This is a genomic window from Pseudomonas sp. Kh14, from assembly GCF_900291005.1.
Classification (GTDB): domain Bacteria; phylum Pseudomonadota; class Gammaproteobacteria; order Pseudomonadales; family Pseudomonadaceae; genus Aquipseudomonas; species Aquipseudomonas alloputida.
On record NZ_OLKJ01000020.1, the window covers coordinates 1 to 24,908 of the forward strand.

25 protein-coding genes and 9 tRNA genes are annotated in these 24,908 nt (G+C 62.0%); 31 read left to right on the forward strand and 3 right to left on the reverse strand.

All coding sequences use genetic code 11. The features are described from left to right. Window positions 1-162: 162 nt before the first annotated feature. Window positions 163-741 carry a nucleoside triphosphate pyrophosphatase gene (locus tag FQ668_RS08885; RefSeq protein ID WP_014591928.1) on the reverse strand — a complete coding sequence of 193 codons (579 nt, stop codon included), beginning with the start codon at window positions 739-741 and terminating at the stop codon, window positions 163-165. Between the two features lie 96 nt (window positions 742-837). Between FQ668_RS08885 and FQ668_RS08890 the strand changes: the two genes are divergently transcribed. From FQ668_RS08890 to FQ668_RS08975, 17 genes are all read left to right on the forward strand, one after another. Next, on the forward strand, window positions 838-1,365 hold the full coding sequence (locus FQ668_RS08890) for a YceD family protein (RefSeq protein WP_010952934.1): 528 nt from the start codon (window positions 838-840) through the stop codon (window positions 1,363-1,365). Window positions 1,366-1,378: 13 nt separating this feature from the next. Continuing rightward, window positions 1,379-1,561, forward strand: a complete 183-nt coding sequence (gene rpmF, locus FQ668_RS08895) for a 50S ribosomal protein L32 (protein ID WP_003247154.1) — start codon at window positions 1,379-1,381, stop codon at window positions 1,559-1,561. Between the two features lie 3 nt (window positions 1,562-1,564). Next, window positions 1,565-2,575, forward strand: a complete 1,011-nt coding sequence (gene plsX, locus FQ668_RS08900) for a phosphate acyltransferase PlsX (protein ID WP_019437406.1) — start codon at window positions 1,565-1,567, stop codon at window positions 2,573-2,575. A gap of 127 nt (window positions 2,576-2,702) precedes the next feature. Further along, window positions 2,703-3,641, forward strand: coding sequence for an ACP S-malonyltransferase (gene fabD, locus FQ668_RS08905; protein WP_014591926.1), 939 nt, complete (start codon window positions 2,703-2,705; stop codon window positions 3,639-3,641). 15 nt (window positions 3,642-3,656) lie between these two features. Next, a complete protein-coding gene (gene fabG / locus FQ668_RS08910) occupies window positions 3,657-4,397 on the forward strand; it encodes a 3-oxoacyl-ACP reductase FabG (protein ID WP_014591925.1) in 741 nt (246 codons plus the stop codon). A gap of 203 nt (window positions 4,398-4,600) precedes the next feature. After that, on the forward strand, window positions 4,601-4,837 hold the full coding sequence (gene acpP, locus FQ668_RS08915) for an acyl carrier protein (RefSeq protein ID WP_003247161.1): 237 nt from the start codon (window positions 4,601-4,603) through the stop codon (window positions 4,835-4,837). Window positions 4,838-5,024: 187 nt separating this feature from the next. Next, window positions 5,025-6,269 carry a beta-ketoacyl-ACP synthase II gene (gene fabF / locus FQ668_RS08920; RefSeq protein ID WP_014591924.1) on the forward strand — a complete coding sequence of 415 codons (1,245 nt, stop codon included), beginning with the start codon at window positions 5,025-5,027 and terminating at the stop codon, window positions 6,267-6,269. Beyond that, on the forward strand, window positions 6,269-7,084 hold the full coding sequence (gene pabC / locus FQ668_RS08925; RefSeq protein ID WP_019437405.1) for an aminodeoxychorismate lyase: 816 nt from the start codon (window positions 6,269-6,271) through the stop codon (window positions 7,082-7,084). The genes fabF and pabC overlap by 1 nt, the downstream gene beginning before the upstream one ends. A gap of 4 nt (window positions 7,085-7,088) precedes the next feature. Continuing rightward, on the forward strand, window positions 7,089-8,324 hold the full coding sequence (gene mltG / locus FQ668_RS08930) for an endolytic transglycosylase MltG (RefSeq protein ID WP_014591922.1): 1,236 nt from the start codon (window positions 7,089-7,091) through the stop codon (window positions 8,322-8,324). A 9-nt stretch (window positions 8,325-8,333) separates the two neighbouring features. Then, window positions 8,334-8,966, forward strand: a complete 633-nt coding sequence (gene tmk / locus FQ668_RS08935; protein WP_019437404.1) for a dTMP kinase — start codon at window positions 8,334-8,336, stop codon at window positions 8,964-8,966. Then, window positions 8,959-9,945 (forward strand): DNA polymerase III subunit delta', encoded by a 987-nt coding sequence (locus FQ668_RS08940; RefSeq protein ID WP_019437403.1) that lies wholly within the window; start codon window positions 8,959-8,961, stop codon window positions 9,943-9,945. Before tmk ends, FQ668_RS08940 begins: the two co-directional genes overlap by 8 nt. A 30-nt stretch (window positions 9,946-9,975) precedes the next feature. Beyond that, window positions 9,976-10,758, forward strand: coding sequence for a TatD family hydrolase (locus FQ668_RS08945; protein ID WP_014591920.1), 783 nt, complete (start codon window positions 9,976-9,978; stop codon window positions 10,756-10,758). A 482-nt stretch (window positions 10,759-11,240) separates the two neighbouring features. Then, window positions 11,241-11,876, forward strand: coding sequence for a TetR/AcrR family transcriptional regulator (locus tag FQ668_RS08950; protein WP_014591919.1), 636 nt, complete (start codon window positions 11,241-11,243; stop codon window positions 11,874-11,876). A gap of 155 nt (window positions 11,877-12,031) precedes the next feature. Next, the gene (locus FQ668_RS08955; protein ID WP_014591918.1) at window positions 12,032-13,000 is read left to right on the forward strand and encodes a GTP 3',8-cyclase MoaA; all 969 of its coding nucleotides are present in this window, start codon (window positions 12,032-12,034) and stop codon (window positions 12,998-13,000) included. Between the two features lie 66 nt (window positions 13,001-13,066). Further along, window positions 13,067-13,672 carry a DUF4823 domain-containing protein gene (locus FQ668_RS08960; RefSeq protein WP_010952988.1) on the forward strand — a complete coding sequence of 202 codons (606 nt, stop codon included), beginning with the start codon at window positions 13,067-13,069 and terminating at the stop codon, window positions 13,670-13,672. Window positions 13,673-13,682: 10 nt separating this feature from the next. Beyond that, window positions 13,683-14,243, forward strand: a complete 561-nt coding sequence (locus tag FQ668_RS08965) for a DUF1285 domain-containing protein (protein WP_019437402.1) — start codon at window positions 13,683-13,685, stop codon at window positions 14,241-14,243. 418 nt (window positions 14,244-14,661) lie between these two features. After that, a complete protein-coding gene (locus tag FQ668_RS08975) occupies window positions 14,662-15,063 on the forward strand; it encodes a cupin domain-containing protein (RefSeq protein WP_019437401.1) in 402 nt (133 codons plus the stop codon). A 58-nt stretch (window positions 15,064-15,121) separates the two neighbouring features. Here the strand turns inward: FQ668_RS08975 and FQ668_RS08980 are convergent. Both FQ668_RS08980 and FQ668_RS08985 read right to left on the reverse strand, forming a co-directional pair. Continuing rightward, window positions 15,122-15,197 (reverse strand) — tRNA-Asn (locus FQ668_RS08980). A gap of 62 nt (window positions 15,198-15,259) precedes the next feature. Continuing rightward, a complete protein-coding gene (locus tag FQ668_RS08985) occupies window positions 15,260-16,456 on the reverse strand; it encodes an amino acid aminotransferase (RefSeq protein WP_019437400.1) in 1,197 nt (398 codons plus the stop codon). 285 nt (window positions 16,457-16,741) lie between these two features. Here FQ668_RS08985 and uvrB point away from each other — a divergent pair, with 285 nt between their 5' ends. The 14 genes from uvrB to FQ668_RS09055 all read left to right on the forward strand — a co-directional run bounded on the left by uvrB (window position 16,742) and on the right by FQ668_RS09055 (window position 24,744). Next, window positions 16,742-18,757, forward strand: coding sequence for an excinuclease ABC subunit UvrB (gene uvrB, locus FQ668_RS08990; RefSeq protein WP_019437399.1), 2,016 nt, complete (start codon window positions 16,742-16,744; stop codon window positions 18,755-18,757). A 205-nt stretch (window positions 18,758-18,962) separates the two neighbouring features. Next, complete coding sequence (gene gltX, locus FQ668_RS08995) at window positions 18,963-20,444, forward strand: glutamate--tRNA ligase (RefSeq protein ID WP_010952995.1); 1,482 nt, start codon at window positions 18,963-18,965, stop codon at window positions 20,442-20,444. Between the two features lie 345 nt (window positions 20,445-20,789). Continuing rightward, a tRNA-Ala gene (locus FQ668_RS09000) sits at window positions 20,790-20,865 on the forward strand. Between the two features lie 2 nt (window positions 20,866-20,867). Continuing rightward, a tRNA-Ala gene (locus FQ668_RS09005) sits at window positions 20,868-20,943 on the forward strand. Window positions 20,944-21,015: 72 nt separating this feature from the next. Further along, window positions 21,016-21,091, forward strand: a tRNA-Glu gene (locus FQ668_RS09010). A 1-nt stretch (window position 21,092) separates the two neighbouring features. Further along, window positions 21,093-21,168 (forward strand) — tRNA-Ala (locus FQ668_RS09015). A 42-nt stretch (window positions 21,169-21,210) separates the two neighbouring features. Next, a tRNA-Glu gene (locus tag FQ668_RS09020) sits at window positions 21,211-21,286 on the forward strand. 1 nt (window position 21,287) lies between these two features. After that, window positions 21,288-21,363, forward strand: a tRNA-Glu gene (locus tag FQ668_RS09025). Window positions 21,364-21,424: 61 nt separating this feature from the next. Further along, window positions 21,425-21,500, forward strand: a tRNA-Ala gene (locus FQ668_RS09030). Window positions 21,501-21,502: 2 nt separating this feature from the next. Continuing rightward, window positions 21,503-21,578 (forward strand) — tRNA-Glu (locus FQ668_RS09035). 168 nt (window positions 21,579-21,746) lie between these two features. After that, window positions 21,747-22,286 (forward strand): TetR/AcrR family transcriptional regulator, encoded by a 540-nt coding sequence (locus tag FQ668_RS09040; RefSeq protein ID WP_014591915.1) that lies wholly within the window; start codon window positions 21,747-21,749, stop codon window positions 22,284-22,286. A gap of 15 nt (window positions 22,287-22,301) precedes the next feature. Beyond that, window positions 22,302-23,183: an alpha/beta fold hydrolase gene (locus tag FQ668_RS09045; RefSeq protein WP_019437398.1), complete on the forward strand. Its 882-nt coding sequence runs from the start codon at window positions 22,302-22,304 to the stop codon at window positions 23,181-23,183. A gap of 104 nt (window positions 23,184-23,287) precedes the next feature. Continuing rightward, window positions 23,288-23,722 carry a thioesterase family protein gene (locus FQ668_RS09050; RefSeq protein WP_003247186.1) on the forward strand — a complete coding sequence of 145 codons (435 nt, stop codon included), beginning with the start codon at window positions 23,288-23,290 and terminating at the stop codon, window positions 23,720-23,722. A gap of 50 nt (window positions 23,723-23,772) precedes the next feature. Beyond that, window positions 23,773-24,744 carry a tRNA-dihydrouridine synthase gene (locus FQ668_RS09055; protein ID WP_014591912.1) on the forward strand — a complete coding sequence of 324 codons (972 nt, stop codon included), beginning with the start codon at window positions 23,773-23,775 and terminating at the stop codon, window positions 24,742-24,744. Window positions 24,745-24,908: the final 164 nt, after the last annotated feature.

The following is a 24,908-nucleotide window of genomic DNA, read 5'->3' on the forward strand; positions in this document are numbered from 1 at the left end:
ATCAGGTAGTGGCTGCGTGAGGCTTAAAAAAACAATGGGTTGCATTTTGTTTGATGAGAGCGGGTTTACCCGCGAATAGGCCGGACCCGCGGTCCAATATCCCCGATCGTTCACCCTCCCGGGCGGCGCTCGAACTGTCGGGCGCCAAAATCTCCAGCCAGGTTACGGAACCATCACCCCTTCCTTGGTCAGCATATCCACCAGCCGAATCAGCGGCAGCCCGATCAGGCTGGTTGCATCGCACCCATGGGTGCTCTGGAACAGGCTCACCCCCAACCCCTCCGCCTTGAAGCTCCCTGCGCAATCCAGCGGCTGTTCCGTCGCGACGTAGCGCTCCACGCGCTCGCGGCTCAATTCGCGCATCGTGACAGTAAACGGCACGCAATCCACCTGGCATTGCCCGGTGGCGCTGTTCAGCAGTGCCAGCCCAGTCAGAAAGCTCACCTGCTGCCCGCTACACTCCAGCAGTTGCTCGCAAGCCCGTTCGAAGGTGTGCGGCTTACCCAGCACCTGTTCGCCCAGCACAGCTACCTGGTCCGACCCGATAATCAGGTGCCCGGGATGGCTGCCCGCCAAGGCCTCGGCTTTTTGCCTGGCAAGGCGGCGTACCAGTTCAACGGCTGGCTCGTCTTCCAGGCGCTGCTCGTCTATATCGGGGCTTGCCCAGGTGAAGGGCAGATGCAGGCGAGCGAGCAGTTCGCGGCGATAGGCAGAGCTGGAAGCCAGTAACAAAGGAAGCATGGTAGACTCCGGGTTCGGTTGAACCAATTCTATCACGCACGATGCCGCCTAATTTCCTTTGACAGGGGCGGGGGGCATCCCTAGAATGCTGCGCCTATGTTGAATGACCCGATTCCACCTCACGTTGACCCGCGCAAATTAGCCGATCGTGGCGTAACCCTCAACGGTTCGCTGCAACTCGCTGATTTGGAAAGACTCTGCGACCCGCTTTCCGACAATGTCGGTACGGTGCAGGCGAAGTTCGATTTTGAACGAGATGAACAGCACGTGGTGGTAATCCACAGCGAGCTGGACGTCGAAGTCAAGATGGTTTGCCAGCGTTGTCTTGAGCTGGTCACCCTACCGATCCACAGCGAATGTACATACGCCGTGGTGAAGGAGGGTGCGAATACCCAGTCGTTGCCGAAAGGCTATGACGTGCTGGAACTGGGCGAAGATCCTTTGGATCTGCAGGCATTGGTCGAGGAGGAGCTTTTGCTCGCCTTGCCAATCGTGCCTGCTCATCATCCGGAAGAATGCCAGCAGCCGGCGGGCGCAGACGAGCCCGAATCGAGCAAGGACGAGGTATCGCGGTCCAACCCGTTCAGTGTTTTGGCGCAGTTAAAGCGTGACCCAAACGTTTAGGAGTTAATCAATTATGGCTGTTCAGCAGAACAAAAAATCCCGCTCTGCCCGTGACATGCGCCGTTCGCACGACGCTCTGTCGGAAAACGCGCTGTCGGTAGAGAAAACCACCGGTGAAGTTCACCTGCGCCACCACGTTTCGCCAGAAGGCGTATACCGTGGTCGTAAAGTGGTCGACAAGGGCGCTGACGAGTAATCCTTGTCCGCTCAGGTCATCGCGATCGACGCAATGGGCGGGGACTTCGGTCCCCGCAGCATTGTCCAGGCTAGCATTGCCTGCCTTTCGGCTACCCCCTCGCTCCATCTGACCCTCGTCGGTCAACCCTCCCTCCTTGAAGATCTCGTCAGTGGCCTGCCAGCTGCGGATCGCGCGCGCCTGCAGATTGTCGCCGCCAGTGAGGTAGTCGGCATGGACGAGCGGCCATCCCAGGCGTTGCGCGGCAAGCCGGATTCGTCGATGCGCATCGCCCTCGAACTGGTGCGCGACGGAAAAGCCCAGGCCTGTGTCAGTGCCGGCAATACCGGGGCGCTGATGGCGTTGTCGCGCTTCGTGCTCAAGACCCTGCCGGGTATCGACCGGCCGGCCATGGTGGCGGCGATCCCGACCCAGACGGGTTACTGCCAACTGCTCGATCTGGGCGCGAATGTGGACTGCAGTGCCGAAAACCTCTACCAGTTCGCGGTAATGGGCTCGGTGGCCGCTCAGGCCCTGGGTGTGCATCGGCCACGCGTGGCGCTGTTGAATATCGGTACCGAGGACATCAAGGGTAACCAGCAGGTCAAGCTGGCTGCCACGCTGTTGCAGAACGCCCGCGGCCTCAACTATGTCGGTTTCGTCGAAGGGGATGGCCTGTACCGGGGCGAGGCAGACGTGGTGGTGTGCGACGGTTTTGTCGGCAACATACTGCTCAAGTCCAGCGAGGGCCTGGCGACGATGATCGGTGCGCGCATCGAAAAACTGTTCAAGGGCGGTGCTTTTGCCCGCATTGCCGGGGCCGTTGCCATGCCGCTGCTCAAGCGTCTGCAGGCCGACCTGGCGCCGGCGCGGCATAATGGGGCGAGCTTCCTGGGGCTGCAGGGCATCGTCATCAAGAGTCATGGCTCGGCGGGCGTGCAGGGGTTTCAGAGTGCCATCCAGCGGGCGCTGATCGAAATTCAGGAAAACCTGCCGCAGCGGCTGCATGGCCGCCTTGAAGACCTGTTGCCTTAGGCATTTCGCCGATGAAGTGCTTAAATGTGACCGCTTGGTCTGTGTTTCCATCCAAGTTTTCAGATTCCGCGCCTGGCCTCGGGCTTGGCGCACACTATCCGACGACAAGATCATAAGGGCTTGTTCAATGTCTGCATCCCTCGCATTCGTCTTTCCCGGTCAAGGTTCCCAGTCGCTGGGCATGCTCGCCGAGCTCGGCGCCGAGAAGCCAGTGATCATCGAAACCTTCAAGGAAGCGTCCGAAGCGCTCGGCTACGACCTGTGGAAGTTGGTCCAGGACGGCCCGGAAGAGCAACTTAACCAGACCGACAAGACCCAGCCGGCAATCCTTACTGCGTCCATCGCACTGTGGCGCCTGTGGCTGGAAGAGGGCGGCGCCAAGCCTGCCTTCGTTTCCGGGCACAGCCTGGGCGAATACAGCGCCCTGGTCGCCGCTGGCAGCATCAGCCTGAAAGAGGCTGTTCGCCTGGTCGAGCGCCGCGGTCAGCTGATGCAGGAAGCCGTACCGGCCGGTCATGGCGCCATGGCTGCCATTCTCGGCCTGGACGATGCTGTGGTCGTGGAACTCTGCGCCGAAGCCGCTGAGGATGAAGTGGTCAGCGCCGTGAATTTCAACTCGCCTGGCCAAGTGGTGATCGCCGGTAACAAGGCAGCGGTAGATCGCGCCATGGAGCTGTGCAAGGCCAAAGGTGCCAAGCGCGCCCTGCCGCTGGCGGTCAGCGTTCCGTCGCATTGCGCCCTGATGAAGCCCGCCGCTGAGCGCTTTGCCGATTCGGTCAATGCCATCGAATGGAAGGCCCCGCAGATTCCGGTGGTGCAGAACGTCACTGCCGCCGTCGCCGCCGACCTCGATGCCCTCAAGCACGACCTGCTGGCACAGCTGTACCAGCCGGTACGCTGGGTCGAGTGCGTGCAGACCCTGGCCGCCAACGGTGCGGTCAACCTGGTCGAGTGTGGCCCGGGCAAGGTCCTGGCTGGCCTTAACAAGCGTTGCGCCGACGGCGTGACCACCTACAACCTCAACACCCCTGACGCCGTTGCTGCCACCCGCGCGGCACTGGCCTGATTTGGAGAAGCTTGCATGAGCCTGCAAGGTAAAGTTGCACTGGTTACCGGCGCCAGCCGTGGCATTGGCCAGGCCATCGCCCTCGAGCTGGGGCGCCAGGGCGCGACCGTGATTGGTACCGCCACTTCGGCGTCCGGCGCCGAGCGCATCGCTGCCACCCTGAAAGAACACGGCATCACCGGCACCGGCATGGAGCTGAACGTGACCAGCGCCGAATCGGTTGAAGCAGTACTGGCCGCCATTGGCCAGCAGTTCGGCGCGCCGGCCATCCTGGTCAACAACGCTGGTATCACCCGCGACAACCTCATGCTGCGCATGAAAGACGACGAGTGGTTCGATGTCATCGACACCAACCTGAACAGCCTCTACCGTCTGTCCAAGGGCGTGCTGCGTGGCATGACCAAGGCACGTTGGGGTCGTATCATCAGCATCGGCTCGGTCGTCGGTGCCATGGGTAACGCGGGTCAGGCCAACTATGCGGCTGCCAAGGCCGGTCTGGAAGGCTTCAGTCGCGCCCTGGCGCGTGAGGTGGGGTCGCGTGGCATCACCGTCAACTCGGTGACCCCGGGCTTCATCGATACCGACATGACCCGCGAGCTGCCGGAAGCTCAGCGCGAAGCCCTGCAGACCCAGATTCCGCTGGGCCGCCTGGGCCAGGCTGACGAAATTGCCAAGGTGGTTTCGTTCCTGGCGTCCGACGGCGCCGCCTACGTGACCGGCGCTACCGTGCCGGTCAACGGCGGGATGTACATGTAATACTGCAACTCAATGTGACGGGTTTCGTAAAAAAAGAGTCATACTGCGAGCCTAAAATCCGTTATAAAGCTGCAACCAGATTCCAGGCAGCGGGTGTGGTGACTAGCCTGAAGGTGCGTTTAGCTTGAAAAGCGAACGTCTTTCTATAAAATTAGCCACCGGCCAGCTGCCTGACATATATCCATTAGGAGTGAAAACTAGGTATGAGCACCATCGAAGAACGCGTCAAGAAAATCGTCGCCGAGCAACTGGGCGTCAAGGAAGAAGAAGTGACTGAGACTAAGTCCTTCGTCGATGACCTGGGTGCCGATTCGCTTGACACCGTTGAACTGGTGATGGCTCTGGAAGAGGAATTCGAGACCGAAATCCCTGACGAAGAAGCCGAGAAGATCACTACCGTTCAAGCTGCCATCGACTACGTCAAAGCCCACCAGGCCTAAGACGCTACAGTCGACGTTTCTTGTCGGGGAAAACCGCACTGCCTTCGCCGGCGTGCGGTTTTTTCTTTGCGAGCGCCTCGCATTTTTCAGGCGGCTTCGTTCACCGCGCACCAAGAGCCTGTTGCCATTTCATTCCAGCACTTGAATGCAATGGCAAGAGACTCTGTTATTAGAAAAGGAGAGTACTGTGTCGCGTAGACGCGTCGTGGTCACCGGTATGGGTATGCTGTCGCCACTGGGTACCGATGTACCGAGCACCTGGCAGGGCATTCTGGCTGGCCGCAGTGGCATCGGTCCGATCGAACACACGGACCTGTCTGCCTACTCCACCCGTTTTGGCGGCTCGGTGAAAGGCTTCGAGGTTGAGCAGTACCTGTCGGCCAAAGAGGCCCGCAAGCTCGACCTGTTCATCCAGTACGGCCTGGCGGCTGGTTTCCAGGCCGTGCGTAATGCCGGCCTGGAGGTCACCGATGCCAACCGCGAGCGTATTGGCGTGGCCATGGGCTCGGGTATCGGTGGTCTGACCAACATCGAAGAAACCAGCCGCACCCTGCACGATTCAGGGCCGCGCCGCATTTCGCCGTTCTTCGTGCCGGGTTCGATCATCAACATGATCTCCGGTTTCCTGTCGATCCACCTGGGTCTGCAAGGGCCGAACTATGCCATCGCCACTGCGTGCACCACCGGCACTCATTGCATCGGCATGGCCGCGCGTAATATCGCCTACGGTGAAGCTGACGTGATGATCGCCGGTGGCGCCGAAATGGCTGCTTGTGGTCTGGGCATGGGCGGTTTTGGCGCTTCGCGCGCACTGTCTACCCGCAACGATGAACCAAGCCGGGCCAGCCGCCCGTGGGACAAGGGCCGTGACGGCTTTGTGTTGTCCGACGGTGCTGGAGCCCTGGTGCTCGAGGAGCTGGAGCACGCCAAGGCCCGCGGGGCGACTATCTATGCCGAGCTGGTTGGCTTTGGCATGAGCGGCGACGCTTACCACATGACTTCGCCGCCCGACTCTGGCGAAGGCGCTGCCCGCTGCATGGCCAACGCCTTGCGCGATGCCGGTATCCAGCCGGAAGAAGTCAGCTACATCAACGCCCACGGCACTTCTACCCCAGCGGGCGATGTGGCCGAAGTGGCGGCGATCAAGCGCGTGTTCGGCGAACATGCCTACAAGCTGGCGGTCAGCTCGACCAAGTCGATGACGGGCCACCTGCTGGGCGCCGCAGGCGCGGTGGAAGCGATCTTCAGCGTGCTGGCAATCAATAGCCAGATGGCCCCGCCGACCATCAACCTGGACGAGCCGGACGAAGGGTGTGACCTCGACTTCGTTCCCCACCAGGCGCGCAGCATGCCGATCGACGTGGTGCTGTCCAACTCGTTCGGCTTTGGCGGCACCAACGGCTCGCTGGTATTCCGCCGGTTTGCCGACTGATGCACAGCTGGATCGACGGCCAGCCGGCGACTGCACTCAACCTGCAGAACCGCGGCCTGGCCTACGGCGATGGCCTGTTCGAAACCATCGCCGTGCGAGGTGCCCGGCCCAGCTTGCTGGACGGCCACCTTGCACGCCTGGCACTGGGTTGCCAGCGCTTGGCGATCAACACCGATCTGGCGCTGGTGCGCGACGAGCTGCTGCGTTACGCCAGTCAGCTGGGTGAGGGTGTCGTCAAACTCATCCTTACCCGCGGCGATAGCCAGCGTGGCTATGCGCCAGCTGTTGATGCAGCGCCGCGGCGTATCCTGCAAGGCAGCCCATTACCCCGTTATCCTGTCGAGCATGCCGGGCATGGCGTGCGTTTGTTCCCTTGCCAGACCCGGCTTGGGGAACAACCACTGTTGGCCGGCCTCAAACACCTTAACCGCCTGGAGCAGGTGCTGGCCCGTGCCGAATGGCAGGACAGCGACCATGCCGAAGGCCTGATGCGTGACGCGCAGGGCAGGGTGATCGAAGGGGTTTATAGCAATCTGTTTCTGGTGCGTGATGGCGTGCTGCTTACCGCCGATCTTAGCCGTTGTGGCGTGGCGGGCGTGATGCGTGCCGCACTGCTGGAGCAGGCCCCGCTGCTGGGTATTGCGGTGCACGTCTGCGACCTGTCGTTCGAGGCGCTTGAGCAAGCGGATGAAGTATTTGTTTGCAATAGCGTTTACGGCATTTGGCCCGTGTGTGGCGTAGCCACGCTAAACTGGTCGCCGGGCCCGCTCACTCGTAAACTGCAGGCCGTTGCCCGTACGTTACTGGAAACCTGAATTCGTGAGACGTAAATTCCTGCTGTTGCTGGAAATGGGCTTGATCCTTGCCGGCCTGGCGTTTGGCTGGTCGGCCTGGAAGGTCAACTCGGTCCTGGAGCAGCCTCTGCACGTCACGCAGGAACGCCTGCTGGATGTGCCCAATGGCACTAACCCCAACCGCATGTTCTACAGCATGCAAAGGGAAGGTTTGCTTGACGATGCTGTCTGGTTGCGTTTGTACTGGCGCTTCAACATGGCCGGCACCCCCCTGCACACCGGCGAGTACCGTCTTACCCCTGGCATGACCGTCGAGCAGTTGTTCGACGCCTGGCGCCGTGCCGACGTGGTGCAGTACAACCTCACCCTGGTCGAAGGCTGGACCTTCCGCCAGGTGCGTGCGGCCGTGGCCAAGCATGAAAAGATCAAGCATACCCTGGACGGCTTGTCGGATGCCGAGGTCATGGACAAGCTTGGCCATACCGGTGTATTCCCCGAAGGCCGCTTCTTCCCCGACACCTACCGTTTCGTGCGGGGTATGAGCGATGTCGAGTTGCTGCAGCAGGCCTACATGCGTCTGGACGAAGTGCTGGCCAAGGAGTGGGCCGAGCGTTCCACCGACCTGCCGTATCGTGATCCGTACCAAGCGCTGATCATGGCCTCTCTGGTCGAAAAGGAAACCGGCATTCCGCAGGAGCGCGGGCAGATCGCCGGTGTGTTCGTGCGGCGCATGCGCCTGGGTATGATGCTGCAGACCGACCCGACGGTTATCTATGGCATGGGTGAACGCTACAACGGCAAGATCACCCGCGCCGACCTGCGCGAGCCAACGCCCTACAACACTTACACCATGACTGGGCTGCCACCGACCCCGATCGCCATGGTCGGCCGCGAGGCGATTCACGCGGCGCTGAACCCGTCCAATGGCACCAGCCTTTACTTCGTCGCCCGCGGCGATGGCAGCCATGTGTTTTCCGACGACCTCGACGACCACAATTCGGCAGTGCGCGAGTTTCAGCTCAAGCGCCGGTCGGACTACCGCTCCAGCCCTGCGCCGCAGCAAGAGACCAAGCCAGGTGCTGATGATGCCGAACAGGCATCGGGCGCCGACGATGCGCAGCGCCCTGAGCCCCCAGCAGCGGACCCGTCAGCAGCGGACGAGCCAACTGCGCAGCCAGCCCCCGATGAAGCGCCCGCGCAGGATGCCCCTGCCGGCGGTGCGCAAGCGGCCGAGCGGCCGACGCCTGACGAACAACATTAAGGACTGCCTGTGAGCGGCTTGTTTATTACTTTGGAAGGCCCCGAAGGCGCGGGCAAGAGCACCAATCGCGACTACCTGGCCGCGCGCCTGCGCGAGCACGGCCTGGACGTGGTGCTGACCCGTGAGCCAGGCGGTACGCCGCTGGCGGAAAAGGTGCGTGAACTGTTGCTGACGCCCAGCGACGAAGGCATGGCGGCCGACACCGAGCTGCTGCTGGTGTTCGCCGCTCGCGCCCAGCACCTGGCACAGGTGATCCGGCCGGCGCTGGCCCGCGGGGCTGTGGTGCTGTGTGACCGTTTCACGGACGCCACCTATGCCTATCAGGGCGGCGGTCGTGGTTTGTCGGTCGAGCGTATCGCGGTTCTGGAGCAATTCGTCCAGGGCGACCTGCACCCAGACCTGACCCTGGTCTTTGACCTGCCGGTAGAAGTGGGCCTTGCCCGCGCCGCCGCCCGTGGCCGCCTGGACCGATTCGAGCAGGAAGGGCAGGCCTTCTTCGAAGCAGTGCGCCAGGCATACCTGCAGCGCGCGCAAAGCGCGCCACAGCGCTACAGCCTGCTTGATGCGGCACAATCCCTGGAAGCGGTGCAGCGTGACATCGACGCACTGCTGCCAGGCATTCTGGAGCGTTGCCGTGGCTGAGGCCTACCCTTGGCAGCAGGCGCTGTGGCAGCAACTGGCCGGTCGCAGCCGGCACGCCCACGCTTACCTGCTGCATGGGCCGCAGGGTATTGGCAAGCGGGCCATGGCCGAGCGTCTGATGGCACGCCTGTTGTGCCAGCAGCCGCAGGGCCTTGACGCTTGTGGAGCGTGTAAGTCGTGCCTGTTGCTCAAGGCCGGCAGCCACCCGGACAACTTCGTCCTCGAGCCGGAGGAGGCTGACAAGCCGATCAAGGTCGACCAGGTACGTGAGCTGGTGGCCTTTGTGGTGCAGACCGCGCAGCTGGGCGGGCGCAAGGTGGTGTTGATCGAGCCGGTCGAGGCGATGAATGTCAACGCCTCCAACGCCCTGCTCAAAAGCCTTGAAGAACCTTCCGGTGACACCGTGTTGTTGCTGGTGACGCACCAGCCCAGCCGACTGTTGCCGACGATCAAGAGCCGCTGCCAGCAGGTAGCCTGTCCGCAGCCCAGCCTGGCCCAGAGCCAGGCATGGCTGGCTGGCGCTTTACCCGACTGCGACGAGGTCGAGCGCGATGAGCTGCTGACGCTGGCAGCAGGTTCGCCATTGATGGCGGTCAGCCTGCAGGCGCAGGGTGTTCGCGAGCAACGCGCGCTGGTAACCGACGGGGTGAAGAAGCTGCTCAAGCAGCAGCAATCGCCCAGCCAGCTGGCCGATGCCTGGAGCGGTGTGCCGTTGTTGCTGCTGTTCGACTGGTTCTGCGAGTGGACGCACCTGATCCTGCGCTACCAGTTGACCCAGGACGAAGAAGGGTTAGGCTTGGCCGATATGCGCAAGGTCGTGCAATACCTGGCGCAGAAGAGCCGCCAGGCCAAGGTGCTGGAGGTGCAGGCATGGATCCTCGAACAGCGCCAGAAGGTACTGGGCAAGGCCAACCTCAACCGCGCCTTGTTGCTTGAATCGCTGCTGGCTCACTGGCTGCAACTGCCGGGTGCCCGCTGATTTTCCATTTTTCATGTGTGCCGTTATCCCATGCTCGTAGATTCCCATTGCCACCTCGACCGTCTTGACCTCACTGCCCACCAGGGCTCCCTCGACGCTGCCCTGCAGGCGGCGCGTGAGCGTGGGGTCGGGCATTTCCTGTGCATTGGCGTCAGTGCCGAGAATGCGGGTGCAGTGAAGGCGCTGAGCGAGCAGTACGCTGACGTCGACTGCTCGGTGGGCGTGCACCCGCTGGACCTGGCCCCTGGCGAAACCCCGGCGTTGGAATGGTTGTTGCGCGAACTGGCCCACCCGCATGTGGTGGCGATTGGTGAAACCGGGCTGGATTACCACTACGAGCCGGAGGCTGCCGAGCTGCAGCAAGCCTCGTTCCGTCTGCATCTGGAGGCCTCCAGGCAGACCGGCAAACCGGTGATCGTGCATACCCGGGCGGCACGTGCCGATACCCTGGCGCTGCTGCGTGAGGCGAACCTGCCGCAAGCGGGCGTGCTGCACTGCTTTACCGAGGACTGGGACATGGCCAAGGCGGCGCTGGACCTGGGTTATTACATTTCGCTGTCGGGCATCGTTACCTTCCGCAATGCCGAAGCGTTGCGGGAAGTGGCGCGGCAGGTGCCGGTCGATCGCTTGCTGGTGGAGACCGATTCGCCCTACCTGGCGCCGATTCCGCACCGGGGCAAGCCGAACCTGCCGCAGTATGTGCGGGAGGTGGCGGAGTATGTGGCTTCGCTGCGTGGGGCCAGTTATGAGCAGTTGGCCGAGCAGACTACCGCCAACTTCAAGCGGCTGTTCCCGTTGGCGCGGGTGGATTGATTCACCGGGGTTAGAGATTGTGTGAGGGTCACAAGGTGCCTGCCACAGCCCTTGCAGCGCCTGTGAGATCGAGCGCCGCCCGCGCGGCGCTCGATCTCACAGGCGCTGAAAATCATGCGTCACGCACCCGACAGCCGTCACACCATCCTCCCCACAAAAACACAAAAAAAACCCGGGTTCTGGGGGAGGAATCCGGGTTAAGACCATTAGGAGTAAAACAAAGGTACGCGGTCCCTGAGCACCTTTATCGGCGCGCCACTGGGGGGGATGCGCCGCGCCAACACTTCAAGTATTGGTCAGGTTTGGCGCAGTGCCAGTGCATATTGGACGTTTTTTAAACAGATTTGGAATACGCCAACGTTTCATTCCTCCCGCAGCGTATGGCCGTATGCATCGTGAAACACAGACATGCGTGGATGATCCGTGCAATTTCCCGCAAGTTAGGCATAATAAACCGCTTCGATTGTCATCCAGTCCTTCCCATGCAGAAAGAACCTCGTAAGGTCCGTGAGTTTCGCCGTCGCGAACAGGAAATCCTCGATACCGCGCTCAAGCTGTTTCTCGAGCAAGGTGAAGACAGCGTCACCGTCGAGATGATCGCCGACGCCGTGGGCATCGGCAAAGGCACGATCTACAAGCACTTCAAGTCCAAGGCGGAGATCTACCTGCGCCTGATGCTCGACTACGAGCGTGACCTGAACGAGCTATTGCACTCGGCCGACGTCGACCGTGACAAGGAAGCGCTGTCGCGCGCCTACTTCGAGTTCCGCATGCGCGATCCGCAACGCTACCGGCTGTTCGACCGCCTTGAAGAAAAGGTGGTCAAGGGCAATCAGGTGCCGGAAATGGTCGAGCAGCTGCACAGCATCCGTGCCTCCAACTTCGACCGCCTGACTCAGCTGATCAAGGGCCGTATCAGCGAAGGCAAGCTCGAAGACGTGCCGCCGTATTTCCACTACTGCGCTGCCTGGGCTCTGGTGCACGGCGCTGTGGCGCTGTACCACTCGCCGTTCTGGAGCAACGTGCTGGAAGACCAGGAAGGCTTCTTCCAGTTCCTGATGGACATTGGCGTGCGTATGGGCAACAAGCGCAAGCGCGACCCGGAACCCTCAAGCTGAGCATTTAGCGAAACTGCGTCGTGCGTCCTCTGCGCGGCAGTGCAGCCCGAAGCGTTGGCTATCGTTTGGAAATTCGGCATTGCGCATTGGGGCTTGCAAAAACCTGATTTATGAGTCAGGTTTTGCCGGCCCCTTCATCCATGCCGGAGTCATTCATGATTGTCGATCGTCAAGGCAGGCGGTTTCGCAACCTGCGCGTCAGCCTGACGGCTGCCTGCAACTACGCCTGTACCTACTGCGTACCTGACGGAAAGCGGCTGGTGGCGGCGCAGGACGAGCTGTCGGCGGATGCCTTGGCCCGTGGCGTGGCCTATCTGATCGAAGCCGCCGGCATCGAGCGCCTGCGGATTACTGGCGGTGAGCCACTGGTCAGCCCGCGCCTGGATGCCTTTCTGGCTGCCGTGGCCAAACTCGACCTTGATGACGTCTCGCTGACCACCAACGGCCAGTTGCTGGCGCGCAAGTTGCCGCAACTGCAGGCGGCTGGGATTCGTCGGCTGAACGTTTCCCTCGACACCCTCGACCCGCTGGCGTTCCGCCAGATTGCCCGTGGCGGCGACCTGGGCACTGTGCTGGATGCAATGGAGCAGGCCAGCGCTCTGGGTATGCGAATCAAGGTAAACATGGTGCCGATGCGCGGGAAAAACCTTGATCAGGTACTGCCGCTGCTGGATTACTGCCTCGCACGCGGCTTCGAGCTGCGCTTCATCGAGCTGATGCGCATGGGCCACCTTTCTCACGATCGCAACGCCTTCCTCCAGCAGTTTGTAGGCCTCGACCAGCTGCTTGCGCTGATCGGCGGCCAGCATACCTACGCCCAAGTGAATGCGCCGCTGGATGCCACTGCCATGCGTTACCACATCCCCGGCAGGGGCCACTTCGGCGTCATTGCCAACGAAAGCGTTCCGTTTTGCCGTACCTGCTCGCGGCTGCGCCTGTCTTCTACGGGCTGGCTGCATGGCTGCCTGTCGTCAGGTAACCGGCACTTCGTCGGCGACCTGCTGGAAAAACCACGTCATCAGGCGCTGCCGGCCTTGCAGCGGTTGTTGGTCAAGGCTTTGGCTGACAAGCAAGACGTAGCCTTTTCTGGCGGCGTGACAGTCATGAAAGTGATCGGTGGCTGAAGCTGGCGCAAAAGCTGCATCCGCCGGCTATTCGCCGGTTTTTCGTCGCCGGCCACTGGAGGAAAGATGCGTAGCCTGGTCTTGCTGCTGGCGCTGATGGCGCTGGGCGGCTGCATGAATGTCAGCGATATGGGCGAAGGCGTCCGCTATCACATGAGCGATGCCGGTCTGCTGGACCACAGCGAAACCCGTCGCACCTTGTCGATCCGCCTGCAGCCTGATTCGTTCATCTTCATTGGCCAGGGTGCGTTCGTGCCGCCGGGCGAGGGGCCGGTGCCTCGGCAGAATGCAGTGGCCCAGCAGGCCTTCAAGAGCTTCGTCGAATACTTCCCGATGGTACGTCGCGCCCAGGGCCCGCTGGGCCTCGAAGAGGCCATCGCCCAGGCGCGTTCGGTGGGTGCGGACTACGTGTTGTACACGCGCTTCGCACGTACCGACGATCGCATCGGCAATGGTGACGAGTGGTATGACGAGCAGGCCGTCGACCGCTTGGGCTGGGACACTGGCGTGGTGCAGATGATGCTGATCGAAACCAGTACCCGCTACCTGATCGACACCGCACGCATCAAGAGCCGTGGCGGTTTGTTGACGTTCCACGACAACACCCCGGAGGATTTGCTTGGTGCGCCGATGCGCGAGTACGCTCGTAGCCTTCTGGGCATGAGTGAGTGAGGCAAGCGTGATGAGCGACTCCGGCAAGGCCAATGACCTTCTGGCACAGATCCCCAAGGCCAAGGGGCTGCCGCCGGTGCACCTGTGGAACCCGGATTTCTGTGGTGACATCGACATGCGCATCGTCCGCGACGGCACCTGGTATTACCTGGGCACGCCGATCGGGCGCAAGCCGATGGTGCGGCTGTTTTCTACCATCATTCGCCGCGACGGCGATGACTACTTCCTGATTACGCCGGTAGAGAAGGTCGGCATTCGTGTTGACGATGCGCCATTCGTGGCCGTGTTGCTGGAAGTGCAGGGCGAAGGCGAACAGCAGGTGCTGCGCTTTACCAGCAATGTCGAGGACCAGGTCGAGGCGGGGCCGGATAACCCCCTGCGGGTAGTGATCGACCCGGTGACGCAGGAGCCATCACCGTATGTGCTGATGCGCAGCAACCTGGAGGCGCTGATACATCGCAATGTGTTTTACCAGCTGGTGGAGCTGGCGGTGCCGCGTGTGATCGATGGTGAGGAATGGCTTGGGGTGTGGAGCAAGGGGGCGTTTTACCCGATCGGGCGCAGTGGCTGAGGCCTATGTTAGCGATGCCGGCCTCTTCGCCGGTAAACCCGCGAAAGGGCCGGGCCTGCTGGCCAATCTCCACCCGTCGTTCACCATTGCCGCCGCTACCGTATTCGCGGGTAAACCCGCTCCTACACACGCATCGAGGGCGGCACAGGCCGTTGTAGGAGCGGGTTCACCCGCGAAAGGGCCGGGCCTGCTGGCCAATTTCCACCCGCCGTTCACCGTTGCCGCCGCTACCGTATTCGCGGGTAAACCCGCTCCTGCACACGCATCGGTGGTTGGTCACAGGCCGTCGTAGGAGCGGGTTCACCCGCGAAAAGGCCGGTACAGGCGAAAATCGGCCCCCTGCTTTTCCCCCGGATTGGCCATTTTTCTTCAGCCAGTAAGGGCCTAACCTGCAGGCACTAGTCCTCCAGGAAAGCTCATGAATCCACTAGCCATCATCCTCTTCGCGCTGCTCGCCGCCCAAACGCCCGCTTGGGCCCACGGTGATGTCGCCGACCAGGTCAGGGTCCTGCAACAACAGCAGCCCTCTAATGCCCCCGGCAAAACCGCCGTCATGCTCACCGTCAGCTACGCCCCGGGCGAGGCATCACCCGCGCATCAGCATCCGGGCGCAGTCATGGCTTACGTCCTGGAAGGGGCGGTGGTATCGAAGCTCAACAGCGAGCAGGAAAAGACCTACAAGGCCGGCGATTATTGGTACGAGGCGCCGGGCACCGTGCACAGCGTTTCACGCAACGCCAGCAAAACCCAGCCGGCCAGGTTGCTGGTCTGGAGCCTGGTGGACGAGGGCAAGCCAGTGACCGAGGTGCTTGGCCAATAATTCCAGCGCAACGAAAAAGCCCCCGGTTGCTTACGCAACACGGGGGCTTTTCAATGTCTGGCTCCGCGACCTGGACTCGAACCAGGGACCCAATGATTAACAGTCATTTGCTCTACCGACTGAGCTATCGCGGAATCTGCGCGTATCTTACTGATTGCCTGGGAGAAGTCAACCCACCCCCAGGCAAAACAATGAGTTACAGCACTTCCACGATCGCTTTGGTCACCACGTGGATGTTGCTCTGGTTCAGCGCGGCCACCGCGATACGGCCGGTGTCCAGGGCATAGATGCCGAAGTCGTTCTTCAGTCGGGCGACCTGTTCAACGGTCAGGCCCGAGTAGGAGAACATGCCGACCTGGCGGCCAACGAAGCTGAAGTCGCGGTTGGCACCGTATTCGGCCAGCAGCGATACCATCTGCTTGCGCATGCCGTGGATGCGCTCGCGCATTTCGGCCAGTTCGGTTTCCCACATCTGGCGCAGTTCTGCGCTGTTCAGCACGGTGGCAACAATGGTTGCGCCGTGGGTTGGCGGGTTGGAGTAGGTGGTGCGGATCACGCGCTTGACCTGCGACAGCACGCGGGTGCTCTCGTCCTTGGAGGCGGTGACGATCGACAGTGCGCCGACGCGCTCGCCGTACAGCGAGAACGATTTGGAGAACGAGCTGGAAACAAAGAACTCCAGGCCCGACTCGGCGAACAGGCGCACGGCGAAGGCGTCTTCGGCGATACCGTCACCAAAGCCTTGGTAGGCCATGTCGAGGAACGGCACGTGGCCCTTGGCCTTGACCACTTCCAGGACGTTCTTCCAGTCGTCCAGGTTCAGGTCGACACCGGTCGGGTTGTGGCAGCAGGCGTGCAGCACCACGATCGAGCCGGACGGCAGGGCGTTGAGGTCTTCGAGCATGCCAGCGCGGTTGACGTCGTTGGTCGGCGCATCGTAGTAACGGTAGGTCTGCACCGGGAAGCCGGCCGATTCGAACAGCGCACGGTGGTTTTCCCAGCTAGGGTCGCTGATGGCAACCACGGCATTGGGCGAGAGGCGCTTGAGGAAGTCGGCACCGATCTTCAGCGCGCCGGTACCACCGACGGCCTGCACGGTGACCACGCGGTCGGCGGCCAGCAGTGGCGACTCGGCGCCGAACAGCAGCTTCTGCACAGCCTGGTCGTAGGTGGCGATGCCGTCGATCGGCAGGTAGCCGCGCGAAGCGTGCTGGGCGGCACGCTGGGTTTCGGCTTCGATCACGGCGCGCAGCAGCGGAATGCGGCCTTCCTCATTGCAGTACACGCCTACGCCCAGGTTGACCTTGTCGGTACGTGGGTCGGCGTTGAATGCTTCGTTGAGGCCCAGAATAGGGTCGCGGGGTGCCAGCTCGACAGCGGAAAACAGGCTCATTGTTACCTTGGCTCTGATTGGAGTGTGATAGGGCGTACACGCTCCAGCCGAATGCACTGAAGCGGTGCACAAACGGGGAGTCAGTATAGTGATACCGACCGGTCACCGCGACACTCTGGCGCAGCTTTTGGGGCTATTTGCGCAAATATTTTTCGACCATTGGTCTAAATGCCGTGTCCACCGTTGCATGCGCCCACACCTGTGCCTTTGAAAGCGCCCCCGAACGCGCGCATTTGGGTATAGACTACTGGCTAAATTTACAGCTGCTGCACCGCGAGGTCCTTCATGTCCGAGTTCCAGCTCGTCACACGTTTCCAGCCGGCCGGCGACCAGCCCGAGGCTATCCGCCAGTTGGTCGAAGGCATTGAGGCGGGGCTGTCACACCAGACGTTGCTCGGGGTGACCGGTTCGGGCAAGACCTTCAGCATTGCCAACGTCATCCAGCAGGTGCAGCGGCCAACGCTGGTGCTGGCGCCCAACAAGACGCTGGCCGCCCAGTTGTACGGGGAGTTCAAGGCATTCTTCCCCAACAACGCGGTGGAGTACTTCGTTTCCTATTACGACTACTACCAGCCGGAAGCCTACGTGCCGTCGTCAGACACCTTCATCGAGAAGGACGCCTCGATCAACGACCACATCGAGCAGATGCGCCTGTCGGCGACCAAGGCGCTGCTGGAGCGGCGTGACGCGATCATCGTGACCACTGTGTCGTGCATCTACGGCCTGGGCAGCCCCGAGACCTACCTGAAAATGGTCCTGCACGTGGACCGTGGCGACAAGCTCGACCAGCGCGCGCTGCTGCGCCGCCTGGCCGACCTGCAGTACACCCGCAATGAAATGGACTTTGCCCGCGCCACCTTCCGGGTACGCGGCGACGTGATCGACATCTTCCCGGCCGAATCGGATCTGGAAGCCATCCGCATCGAGCTGTTCGACGATGAAGTGGAGAACATCGCCGCCTTCGATCCGTTGACCGGCGAGGTTTTCCGCAAGTTGCCACGCTTCACTTTCTACCCCAAGAGCCACTACGTCACCCCGCGGGAAACCCTGCTGGAAGCGGTGGAGGGCATCAAGGAAGAACTGAAGGAGCGTCTGGAATACCTGCACAAGGCCAACAAGCTGGTCGAAGCGCAGCGTCTGGAGCAACGCACCCGCTTCGATCTGGAGATGATCCTCGAGCTGGGCTACTGCAACGGCATCGAAAACTACTCGCGCTACCTGTCCGGGCGCCCGGCCGGGGCGCCGCCGCCCACCCTGTACGATTACCTGCCGCCCGATGCGCTGCTGGTGATCGACGAATCACACGTCAGCGTTCCGCAGGTCGGCGCCATGTACAAGGGCGACCGTTCACGCAAGGAGACCCTGGTCGAGTACGGCTTCCGCATGCCTTCAGCGCTGGACAACCGGCCGATGCGTTTCGACGAGTGGGAGGATGTCAGCCCGCAGACCATTTTCGTTTCGGCCACTCCGGGGCCCTACGAGGCTGAGCATGCCGGGCGTGTGGTGGAGCAGGTGGTGCGCCCGACCGGGCTGGTCGATCCGCAGGTAGAGGTGCGCCCGGCGCTGACCCAGGTCGACGACCTGCTGTCCGAGATCCGCAAGCGTGTCGCGGCAGGCGAGCGAGTGCTGGCGACCACGTTGACCAAACGCATGGCCGAGGACCTCAGCGATTACCTGGCCGACCACGACGTGCGGGTACGCTACCTGCACTCGGACATCGATACGGTAGAGCGGGTGGAGATTATCCGCGACCTGCGCCTGGGCACCTTCGACGTGCTTGTGGGCATCAACCTGCTGCGCGAGGGCCTGGACATGCCCGAGGTGTCGCTGGTGGCCATTCTCGATGCGGACAAGGAAGGTTTTCTGCGTTCCGAGCGCTCCCTGATCCAGACCATTGGCCGCGCGGCACGTAACCTCAATGGCCGGGCCATCCTGTATGCCGATAACGTAACAGGCTCGATGCAGCGGGCCATCGACGAAACCGAGCGTCGCCGCGAGAAGCAGATCGCCTTCAACGAAGCCAACGGTATCGTGCCCAAGGGCGTGGTCAAGGACATCACCGACATCATGGAAGGTGCCACCGTGCCCGGTGCGCGCAGCAAGAAGCGCAAGGGCATGGCCAAGGCGGCGGAGGAGAGCGCCCGTTACGAGGCCGAACTGCGTACGCCGGGCGAGATCACCAAGCGCATCAAGCAGCTGGAAGAGAAAATGATGCAGTTCGCCCGCGACCTGGAGTTCGAAGCTGCGGCGCAGTTGCGTGACGAGATTGCGCAACTGCGGGAGCGGTTGATTACCAGTTGACCCCTTTGTTGCCCATGAACGGTCAGAAAGTGGCCTGACTGGCCGCCACCTTGGCCTGGTCGGCGGGCTATCGTTCCATACATGTAAACAAATTTGACGGCGGCGCAGGGCCCGTCGACAAGTGACGTTCGCGCCATTGCTGGAGCCCGGTGCCCGCCTCCTGCTAACATCCCGCCTTTGTTTCATCTTTCGTTCGAGACTCTCCATGACCACCGTACGCACGCGTATTGCGCCATCGCCTACCGGCGACCCCCATGTCGGCACTGCCTACATCGCCCTGTTCAACTACTGCTTTGCCAAGCAGCACGGCGGTGAGTTCATCCTGCGCATCGAAGACACCGATCAGCTGCGCTCCACGCGTGAGTCGGAGCAACAGATCTTCGACGCCTTGCGCTGGCTTGGCATCGAATGGAACGAAGGCCCGGATGTCGGCGGCCCACATGGCCCTTACCGGCAGAGCGAGCGTGGCGAAATCTACGCCAAATACGCCAAGGAACTGGTAGACGCCGGCCACGCCTTCTATTGCTTCTGCACTGCCGAAGAGCTGGAGCAGATGCGTGCCGAGCAGCAGGCTCGCGGCGAAACCCCGCGTTACGATGGCCGTGCGTTGCTGATGAGCGCCGAAGAAGTGCAGCGCCGCCTGGATGCTGGCGAGCCGCACGTGATCCGCATGAAGGTGCCGAGCGAAGGGATCTGCGTGGTGCCGGACATGCTGCGCGGCGATGTCGAGATCCCGTGGGACCGCATGGACATGCAGGTACTGATGAAGAACGACGGCCTGCCGACGTACTTCCTGGCTAACGTAGTCGACGACCACCTGATGGGCATCACCCACGTGCTGCGTGGGGAAGAGTGGCTGCCATCGGCGCCCAAGCTGATCAAGCTGTACGAGTACTTCGGCTGGGAGCAGCCCAAGCTGTGCTACATGCCGCTGCTGCGCAATCCGGACAAATCCAAACTGTCCAAGCGCAAGAACCCGACCTCGGTCACCTTCTACGAGCGCATGGGCTTCATGCCTGAAGCGATGCTCAACTACCTTGGCCGCATGGGCTGGTCGATGCCTGACGAGCGCGAGAAGTTCTCGCTGGCCGAAATGGTCGAGCACTTCGACCTGTCACGTATCTCACTGGGCGGCCCGATCTTCGACATCGAGAAGCTGTCCTGGCTCAACGGCCAGTGGCTGCGCGAGCTGCCGGTAGAGGAGTTCGCCGCACGCCTGCAGAAATGGGCGTTCAACAGCGACTACATGATGAAGATTGCCCCGCACGTGCAAGGCAGGGTCGAAACCTTCAGCCAGGTTGCCCCGTTGGGCGGGTTCTTCTTCGAAGGCGCGCTCAAGCTGGACGCCAAGCTGTTCGAAAGCAAGAAACTGTCGGCCGACCAGGTGCGCCAGGTGATCCAGCTGATCCTGTGGAAGCTTGAAAGCCTGCGTCAGTGGGAAAAAGAGCGCATCACCGGTTGCATCCAGGCTGTGGTCGAAGCGCTGGAGTTGAAGCTGCGTGACGCCATGCCGCTGATGTTCGCCGCCATCACGGGCCAGGCCAGCTCGGTTTCGGTGCTGGACGCCATGGAAATCCTCGGCCCCGACCTGACGCGCTACCGCCTGCGCCAGGCCTTGGACCTGCTGGGTGGGGTGTCGAAGAAAGAAAACAAAGAATGGGAAAAGCTGTTGGCTTCCATTGCCTGACTGCGTTCCGAAGACCGCTGTTGAGCACTGTGGGAGCGTCCTTGTGTCGCGAAAGGACCGCAACGCGGTCCCACAATCTTTGACTCGACGCAAAACCGCCGGGGCCGCTTTGCGGCCCTTTCGCGACACAAGGCCGCTCCCACAGGCATTTCCCTGAGGGCCAAGTGGCCGGTTTGAGTGGAGCGGGGCGGTAAGTGATTGTTATCTGTGAAAAAATTTTTGAATATTTTTGAAAATTAGTTTGACAGCCCTGCAATCCGATCTTAATATGCGCCCCGTCCACAGCGATGAACGAAAACGAAGCGCCAGGCACCCAGCCAGCGATTCAGTTCAAAGCTACATTGTGGGGCTATAGCTCAGCTGGGAGAGCGCCTGCATGGCATGCAGGAGGTCAGCGGTTCGATCCCGCTTAGCTCCACCAANGGGGCTATAGCTCAGCTGGGAGAGCGCCTGCATGGCATGCAGGAGGTCAGCGGTTCGATCCCGCTTAGCTCCACCAAATTCCGCTTAGCAGCCAAGGCTGATAAGCAAGATCGGGTCCAGCAAACCGGTCTTGAAGGTAAGAAGGTTCGTCCCCTTCGTCTAGTGGCCTAGGACACCGCCCTTTCACGGCGGTAACAGGGGTTCGAGTCCCCTAGGGGACGCCANGGGGCTATAGCTCAGCTGGGAGAGCGCCTGCATGGCATGCAGGAGGTCAGCGGTTCGATCCCGCTTAGCTCCACCAATTTTGCCGCGGTTCGCGTTAGCGGATCGGCACGAAGGTTACGTCCCCTTCGTCTAGTGGCCTAGGACACCGCCCTTTCACGGCGGTAACAGGGGTTCGAGTCCCCTAGGGGACGCCANGTCCCCTTCGTCTAGTGGCCTAGGACACCGCCCTTTCACGGCGGTAACAGGGGTTCGAGTCCCCTAGGGGACGCCACTTTTCCTGCGTTTTGCAGGGCTTTAAAAGGCTCGTCGATTATTGATGAGCCTTTTGTTTCGGGGCTATAGCTCAGCTGGGAGAGCGCCTGCATGGCATGCAGGAGGTCAGCGGTTCGATCCCGCTTAGCTCCACCATNGTCCCCTTCGTCTAGTGGCCTAGGACACCGCCCTTTCACGGCGGTAACAGGGGTTCGAGTCCCCTAGGGGACGCCACGTTTACCCGCGTTTTGCGGGACTTTAAAGGCTCATTCGCTTATTGAATGGGCCTTTTGTTTTTTCCCTCCCAACATTTTCCTCCGACAAGCGGCTGCCGATTTTGCTTGCCAAAAAATATGATGAGAATAATATTTCGATCATCATATTTTGTTTGGTGTGTGCCAGATGAGCGACAAGAAGAGCAGAACCCGCGAACGCATTCTGGAGGCTGCGCGCAGTGCGCTGATCCAGCACGGCCCGGCCGAGCCCAGCGTCAGTCAGGTGATGGGGGCGGCAGGCCTGACCGTCGGCGGCTTCTATGCGCACTTCGACAGCAAGGACGAGCTGATGCTCGAAGCGTTCCGCCAGTTGTTGGGTGAGCGCCGTGCCTTGCTCGCCCAGGTCGACCCCAATCTCGATGGCGCCGGGCGGCGAGCGCTGGCCGGGGCCTTCTACCTCTCCCGTAAGCACCGTGACTGCGAAATACATGCTTGCCCGCTGCCTAACGCGTTGGGCGAAATGCAGCGCCTGCCGGAGGTCTTCCGTGAGGTGCTGGCCGAGCACATCGAGTTGATGACTGCCGCGATGGTCGACCGCCCTGAGGATGCCGACAAAGCGCTGGCCGACCTGGCCCTGATGGTGGGAGGGCTGGCGCTGGCCCGGGCCTTGGGGACCAGTGACCTGTCTGACCGTATTCTGCGCGCCGCCAAATCGGCGGTGCTTTAACCCTGGAGCATGGCGATGACCACCCTGAGCTGGATTCGCGGTGTCAATGGCACCTTGGGCCGTCTGGCCCCCGAGCATGTCGCGGGCAAGATGCGCCGTGCCTTCATGAGCCCGCGCAACCTGCCGCCGCGGGATTGGGAGCTGCCTGTGCTGGCCAGCGCCGAGCGCATTACACTGCGCTTCGGCCTGTCTGCCTTGCGCTGGGGTCAAGGGCCGACCGTGCTGCTGATGCACGGTTGGGAAGGGCGCCCGACGCAATTTGCCGCCTTGATCGAGACCTTGGTTCAGGCAGGGCATACGGTGGTGTCGCTGGAAGGGCCTGGGCATGGTCGTTCGCCTGGCGAGCAAGCGAATGTGGTGCTGTTTGCCCGGGCGCTGCTTGAGGCTGCGGCTGAGTTGCCGCCCTTGCGTGCAGTCATTGGCCATTCCATGGGTGGGGCAAGCGTGCTGCTGGCTTTGCAGATGGGGCTGCGTACAGAGTCGGCTGTCAGCATTGCAGCGCCGGCGCGGTTGCTCGGTGTGTTGCGTGGTTTTGCCCATCGCCTGGGGCTGCCAGCACGGGCACGGGCAGCGTTCATTCGCCAGATCGAGCGCGATGTGGGCATGCAGATTGCGCGGCTGGATGTCACGGGTTACCAGCTGGAACTGCCAGGGCTGGTGGTGCATGCTTCCGATGATGCTCTCGTGCCCGCAGATGAGGCACATGTCATCCACAAGGCCTGGTTTGACAGCCGGCTGATGCTGCTGGACGAGGGTGGCCACCAGCGAGTGCTGGCCGACCCACGGCTGAGTGAAGCCGTGCTCGAATTGCTGGCTCGGGCTGAAGCGGTCAGTGTCGGGGCGCCTTCAGCCGCGAACATCGGCATCGCCGCCGGTGCCATCCACCGCGGTGTCTGATTCGCGGGCAAGCCCGCCCCTATAACGACCGCCTCAGGCTCACAGGGGCTGGACATTGCCCCGCAGATCGCTGCTAAATCGCCTTTTGCGCCAAGGAAGCGAAAATGAGCTGGGACCTGGCAACACCCTTCGTCATCGACCTGCGCGTCGGCAGCGAGGACATCGACGGCCTTGGCCACGCCAACAATGCCGTCTACGTCACCTGGCTTGAGCGCTGCGCCTGGCGCCACTCCCAGCGTCTGGGGCTGGACCTGGCCGAGTACCGGCGCCTTGACCGGGCGATGGCTGTGGTGCGCCACGAAATCGACTACCTGGCCGCCGCCTATGAAGACGACGAGCTGCAACTGGCCACCTGGATCATTGACTGGGACCAGCGCCTGCGCATGACGCGGCGGTTTCAGCTCAAGCGCCCGCGCGATGGTGTGACGCTGCTGCGCGCGCAAACCACCTTTGCCTGCATCGAGCTGTCCAGCGGCAAGCCCAGGCGCATGCCGGCGGAATTCGTCGAAGGTTACGGTCCGGCGCTGATCGGCGCCTGAGTCGCCGGCATTTTTGTTAAACTGCCGGCTTTTTCCGCTGAGACCCCGACATGCAAATTGCCCTGGCCCCCATGGAGGGGCTGGTCGACAACATCCTGCGCGACGTATTGACCCGTGTGGGCGGTATCGACTGGTGCGTCACCGAGTTCATTCGCGTGTGCGACCGCCTGCTGCCGGCGTCCTCGTTCGACAAGCTGGCGCCTGAACTGCGTCAGGGCGCGCGCACGGCTGCCGGTGTGCCCATGCGCGTGCAATTGCTGGGTTCGGACCCAGTATGCCTGGCGGAAAACGCCGCACTGGCTTGCGAGCTTGGGGCGCCGGTGATCGACCTGAACTTTGGTTGCCCGGCAAAAACGGTGAACAAGTCGCGCGGTGGTGCGGTACTGCTCAAAGAGCCGGAGTTGCTGCATGCCATTGTGCGTGAAGTGCGGCGGGCGGTGCCGGCGAATATCCCGGTGACCTCGAAGATGCGCCTGGGCTTCGACAGCCCCGACGGGGCACTGGAGTGCGCCACGGCGCTGGCCGAGGGCGGTTCGGCGCACCTGGTGGTGCACGCACGGACCAAGGTTGAGGGCTACAAGCCGCCAGCGCACTGGGAGTGGGTGGCGCGGGTGCAGGATGTGGTCAAGGTCCCGGTGTTTGCCAATGGCGAGATCTGGACGGTCGATGACTGGCGGCGTTGCCGCGAGGTCAGTGGCGCTGAAGACATCATGCTTGGGCGTGGGCTGGTATCGCGCCCGGACCTGGGCCTGCAGATTGCGGCGGCGCGGGACGGGCGCGACTATCAGCCGATGAGCTGGCATGACTTGTTGCCTCTGTTGCGTGAGTTCTGGCGCCAGGCCCAGGCCAAACTGTCGCCGCGTTATGCGCCGGGGCGGATGAAGCAGTGGCTGGCGATGCTGACTCGCAGTTACCCTGAAGCGGTGGTGTTGTTTGCCGAGTTGCGCCGGGAAGATGACTGCGCGCGGATCACTCGGTTGCTGGGGGTAGAGGCTCAAGCCTTGGAGGCTTGCGTCGCCTGAACAGGCCTCTGGTACTGCACCTGTAGGAGATCACCCAGCCCTTCCGGGCTGCGCTGTCGCGCAGCAAACATTGAAGTACACGACTTCAGATTTGCAGTGGCGCTGACATTTTGTAAAAGAAAAGGCGGCTGGCCCGGTAGGGCCAGCCGCCTTTTGCTTTGTTA

Bases quoted from the DNA above. Each gene is read 5' to 3' on its own strand.
- FQ668_RS08885 (WP_014591928.1), bottom strand. From the start codon at position 741: ATGCTTCCTTTGTTACTGGCTTCCAGCTCTGCCTATCGCCGCGAACTG.
- FQ668_RS08985 (WP_019437400.1), bottom strand. From the start codon at position 16,456: ATGAGCCTGTTTTCCGCTGTCGAGCTGGCACCCCGCGACCCTATTCTG.
- FQ668_RS08890 (WP_010952934.1), top strand. From the start codon at position 838: ATGTTGAATGACCCGATTCCACCTCACGTTGACCCGCGCAAATTAGCC.
- FQ668_RS09040 (WP_014591915.1), top strand. From the start codon at position 21,747: ATGAGCGACAAGAAGAGCAGAACCCGCGAACGCATTCTGGAGGCTGCG.
- FQ668_RS08965 (WP_019437402.1), top strand. From the start codon at position 13,683: ATGAGCGACTCCGGCAAGGCCAATGACCTTCTGGCACAGATCCCCAAG.
- pabC (WP_019437405.1), top strand. From the start codon at position 6,269: ATGCACAGCTGGATCGACGGCCAGCCGGCGACTGCACTCAACCTGCAG.
- FQ668_RS08945 (WP_014591920.1), top strand. From the start codon at position 9,976: ATGCTCGTAGATTCCCATTGCCACCTCGACCGTCTTGACCTCACTGCC.
- acpP (WP_003247161.1), top strand. From the start codon at position 4,601: ATGAGCACCATCGAAGAACGCGTCAAGAAAATCGTCGCCGAGCAACTG.
- FQ668_RS09045 (WP_019437398.1), top strand. From the start codon at position 22,302: ATGACCACCCTGAGCTGGATTCGCGGTGTCAATGGCACCTTGGGCCGT.
- FQ668_RS08950 (WP_014591919.1), top strand. From the start codon at position 11,241: ATGCAGAAAGAACCTCGTAAGGTCCGTGAGTTTCGCCGTCGCGAACAG.
- FQ668_RS08955 (WP_014591918.1), top strand. From the start codon at position 12,032: ATGATTGTCGATCGTCAAGGCAGGCGGTTTCGCAACCTGCGCGTCAGC.
- FQ668_RS08960 (WP_010952988.1), top strand. From the start codon at position 13,067: ATGCGTAGCCTGGTCTTGCTGCTGGCGCTGATGGCGCTGGGCGGCTGC.
- FQ668_RS08975 (WP_019437401.1), top strand. From the start codon at position 14,662: ATGAATCCACTAGCCATCATCCTCTTCGCGCTGCTCGCCGCCCAAACG.
- FQ668_RS09055 (WP_014591912.1), top strand. From the start codon at position 23,773: ATGCAAATTGCCCTGGCCCCCATGGAGGGGCTGGTCGACAACATCCTG.
- uvrB (WP_019437399.1), top strand. From the start codon at position 16,742: ATGTCCGAGTTCCAGCTCGTCACACGTTTCCAGCCGGCCGGCGACCAG.
- fabG (WP_014591925.1), top strand. From the start codon at position 3,657: ATGAGCCTGCAAGGTAAAGTTGCACTGGTTACCGGCGCCAGCCGTGGC.
- gltX (WP_010952995.1), top strand. From the start codon at position 18,963: ATGACCACCGTACGCACGCGTATTGCGCCATCGCCTACCGGCGACCCC.
- rpmF (WP_003247154.1), top strand. From the start codon at position 1,379: ATGGCTGTTCAGCAGAACAAAAAATCCCGCTCTGCCCGTGACATGCGC.
- FQ668_RS09050 (WP_003247186.1), top strand. From the start codon at position 23,288: ATGAGCTGGGACCTGGCAACACCCTTCGTCATCGACCTGCGCGTCGGC.
- fabD (WP_014591926.1), top strand. From the start codon at position 2,703: ATGTCTGCATCCCTCGCATTCGTCTTTCCCGGTCAAGGTTCCCAGTCG.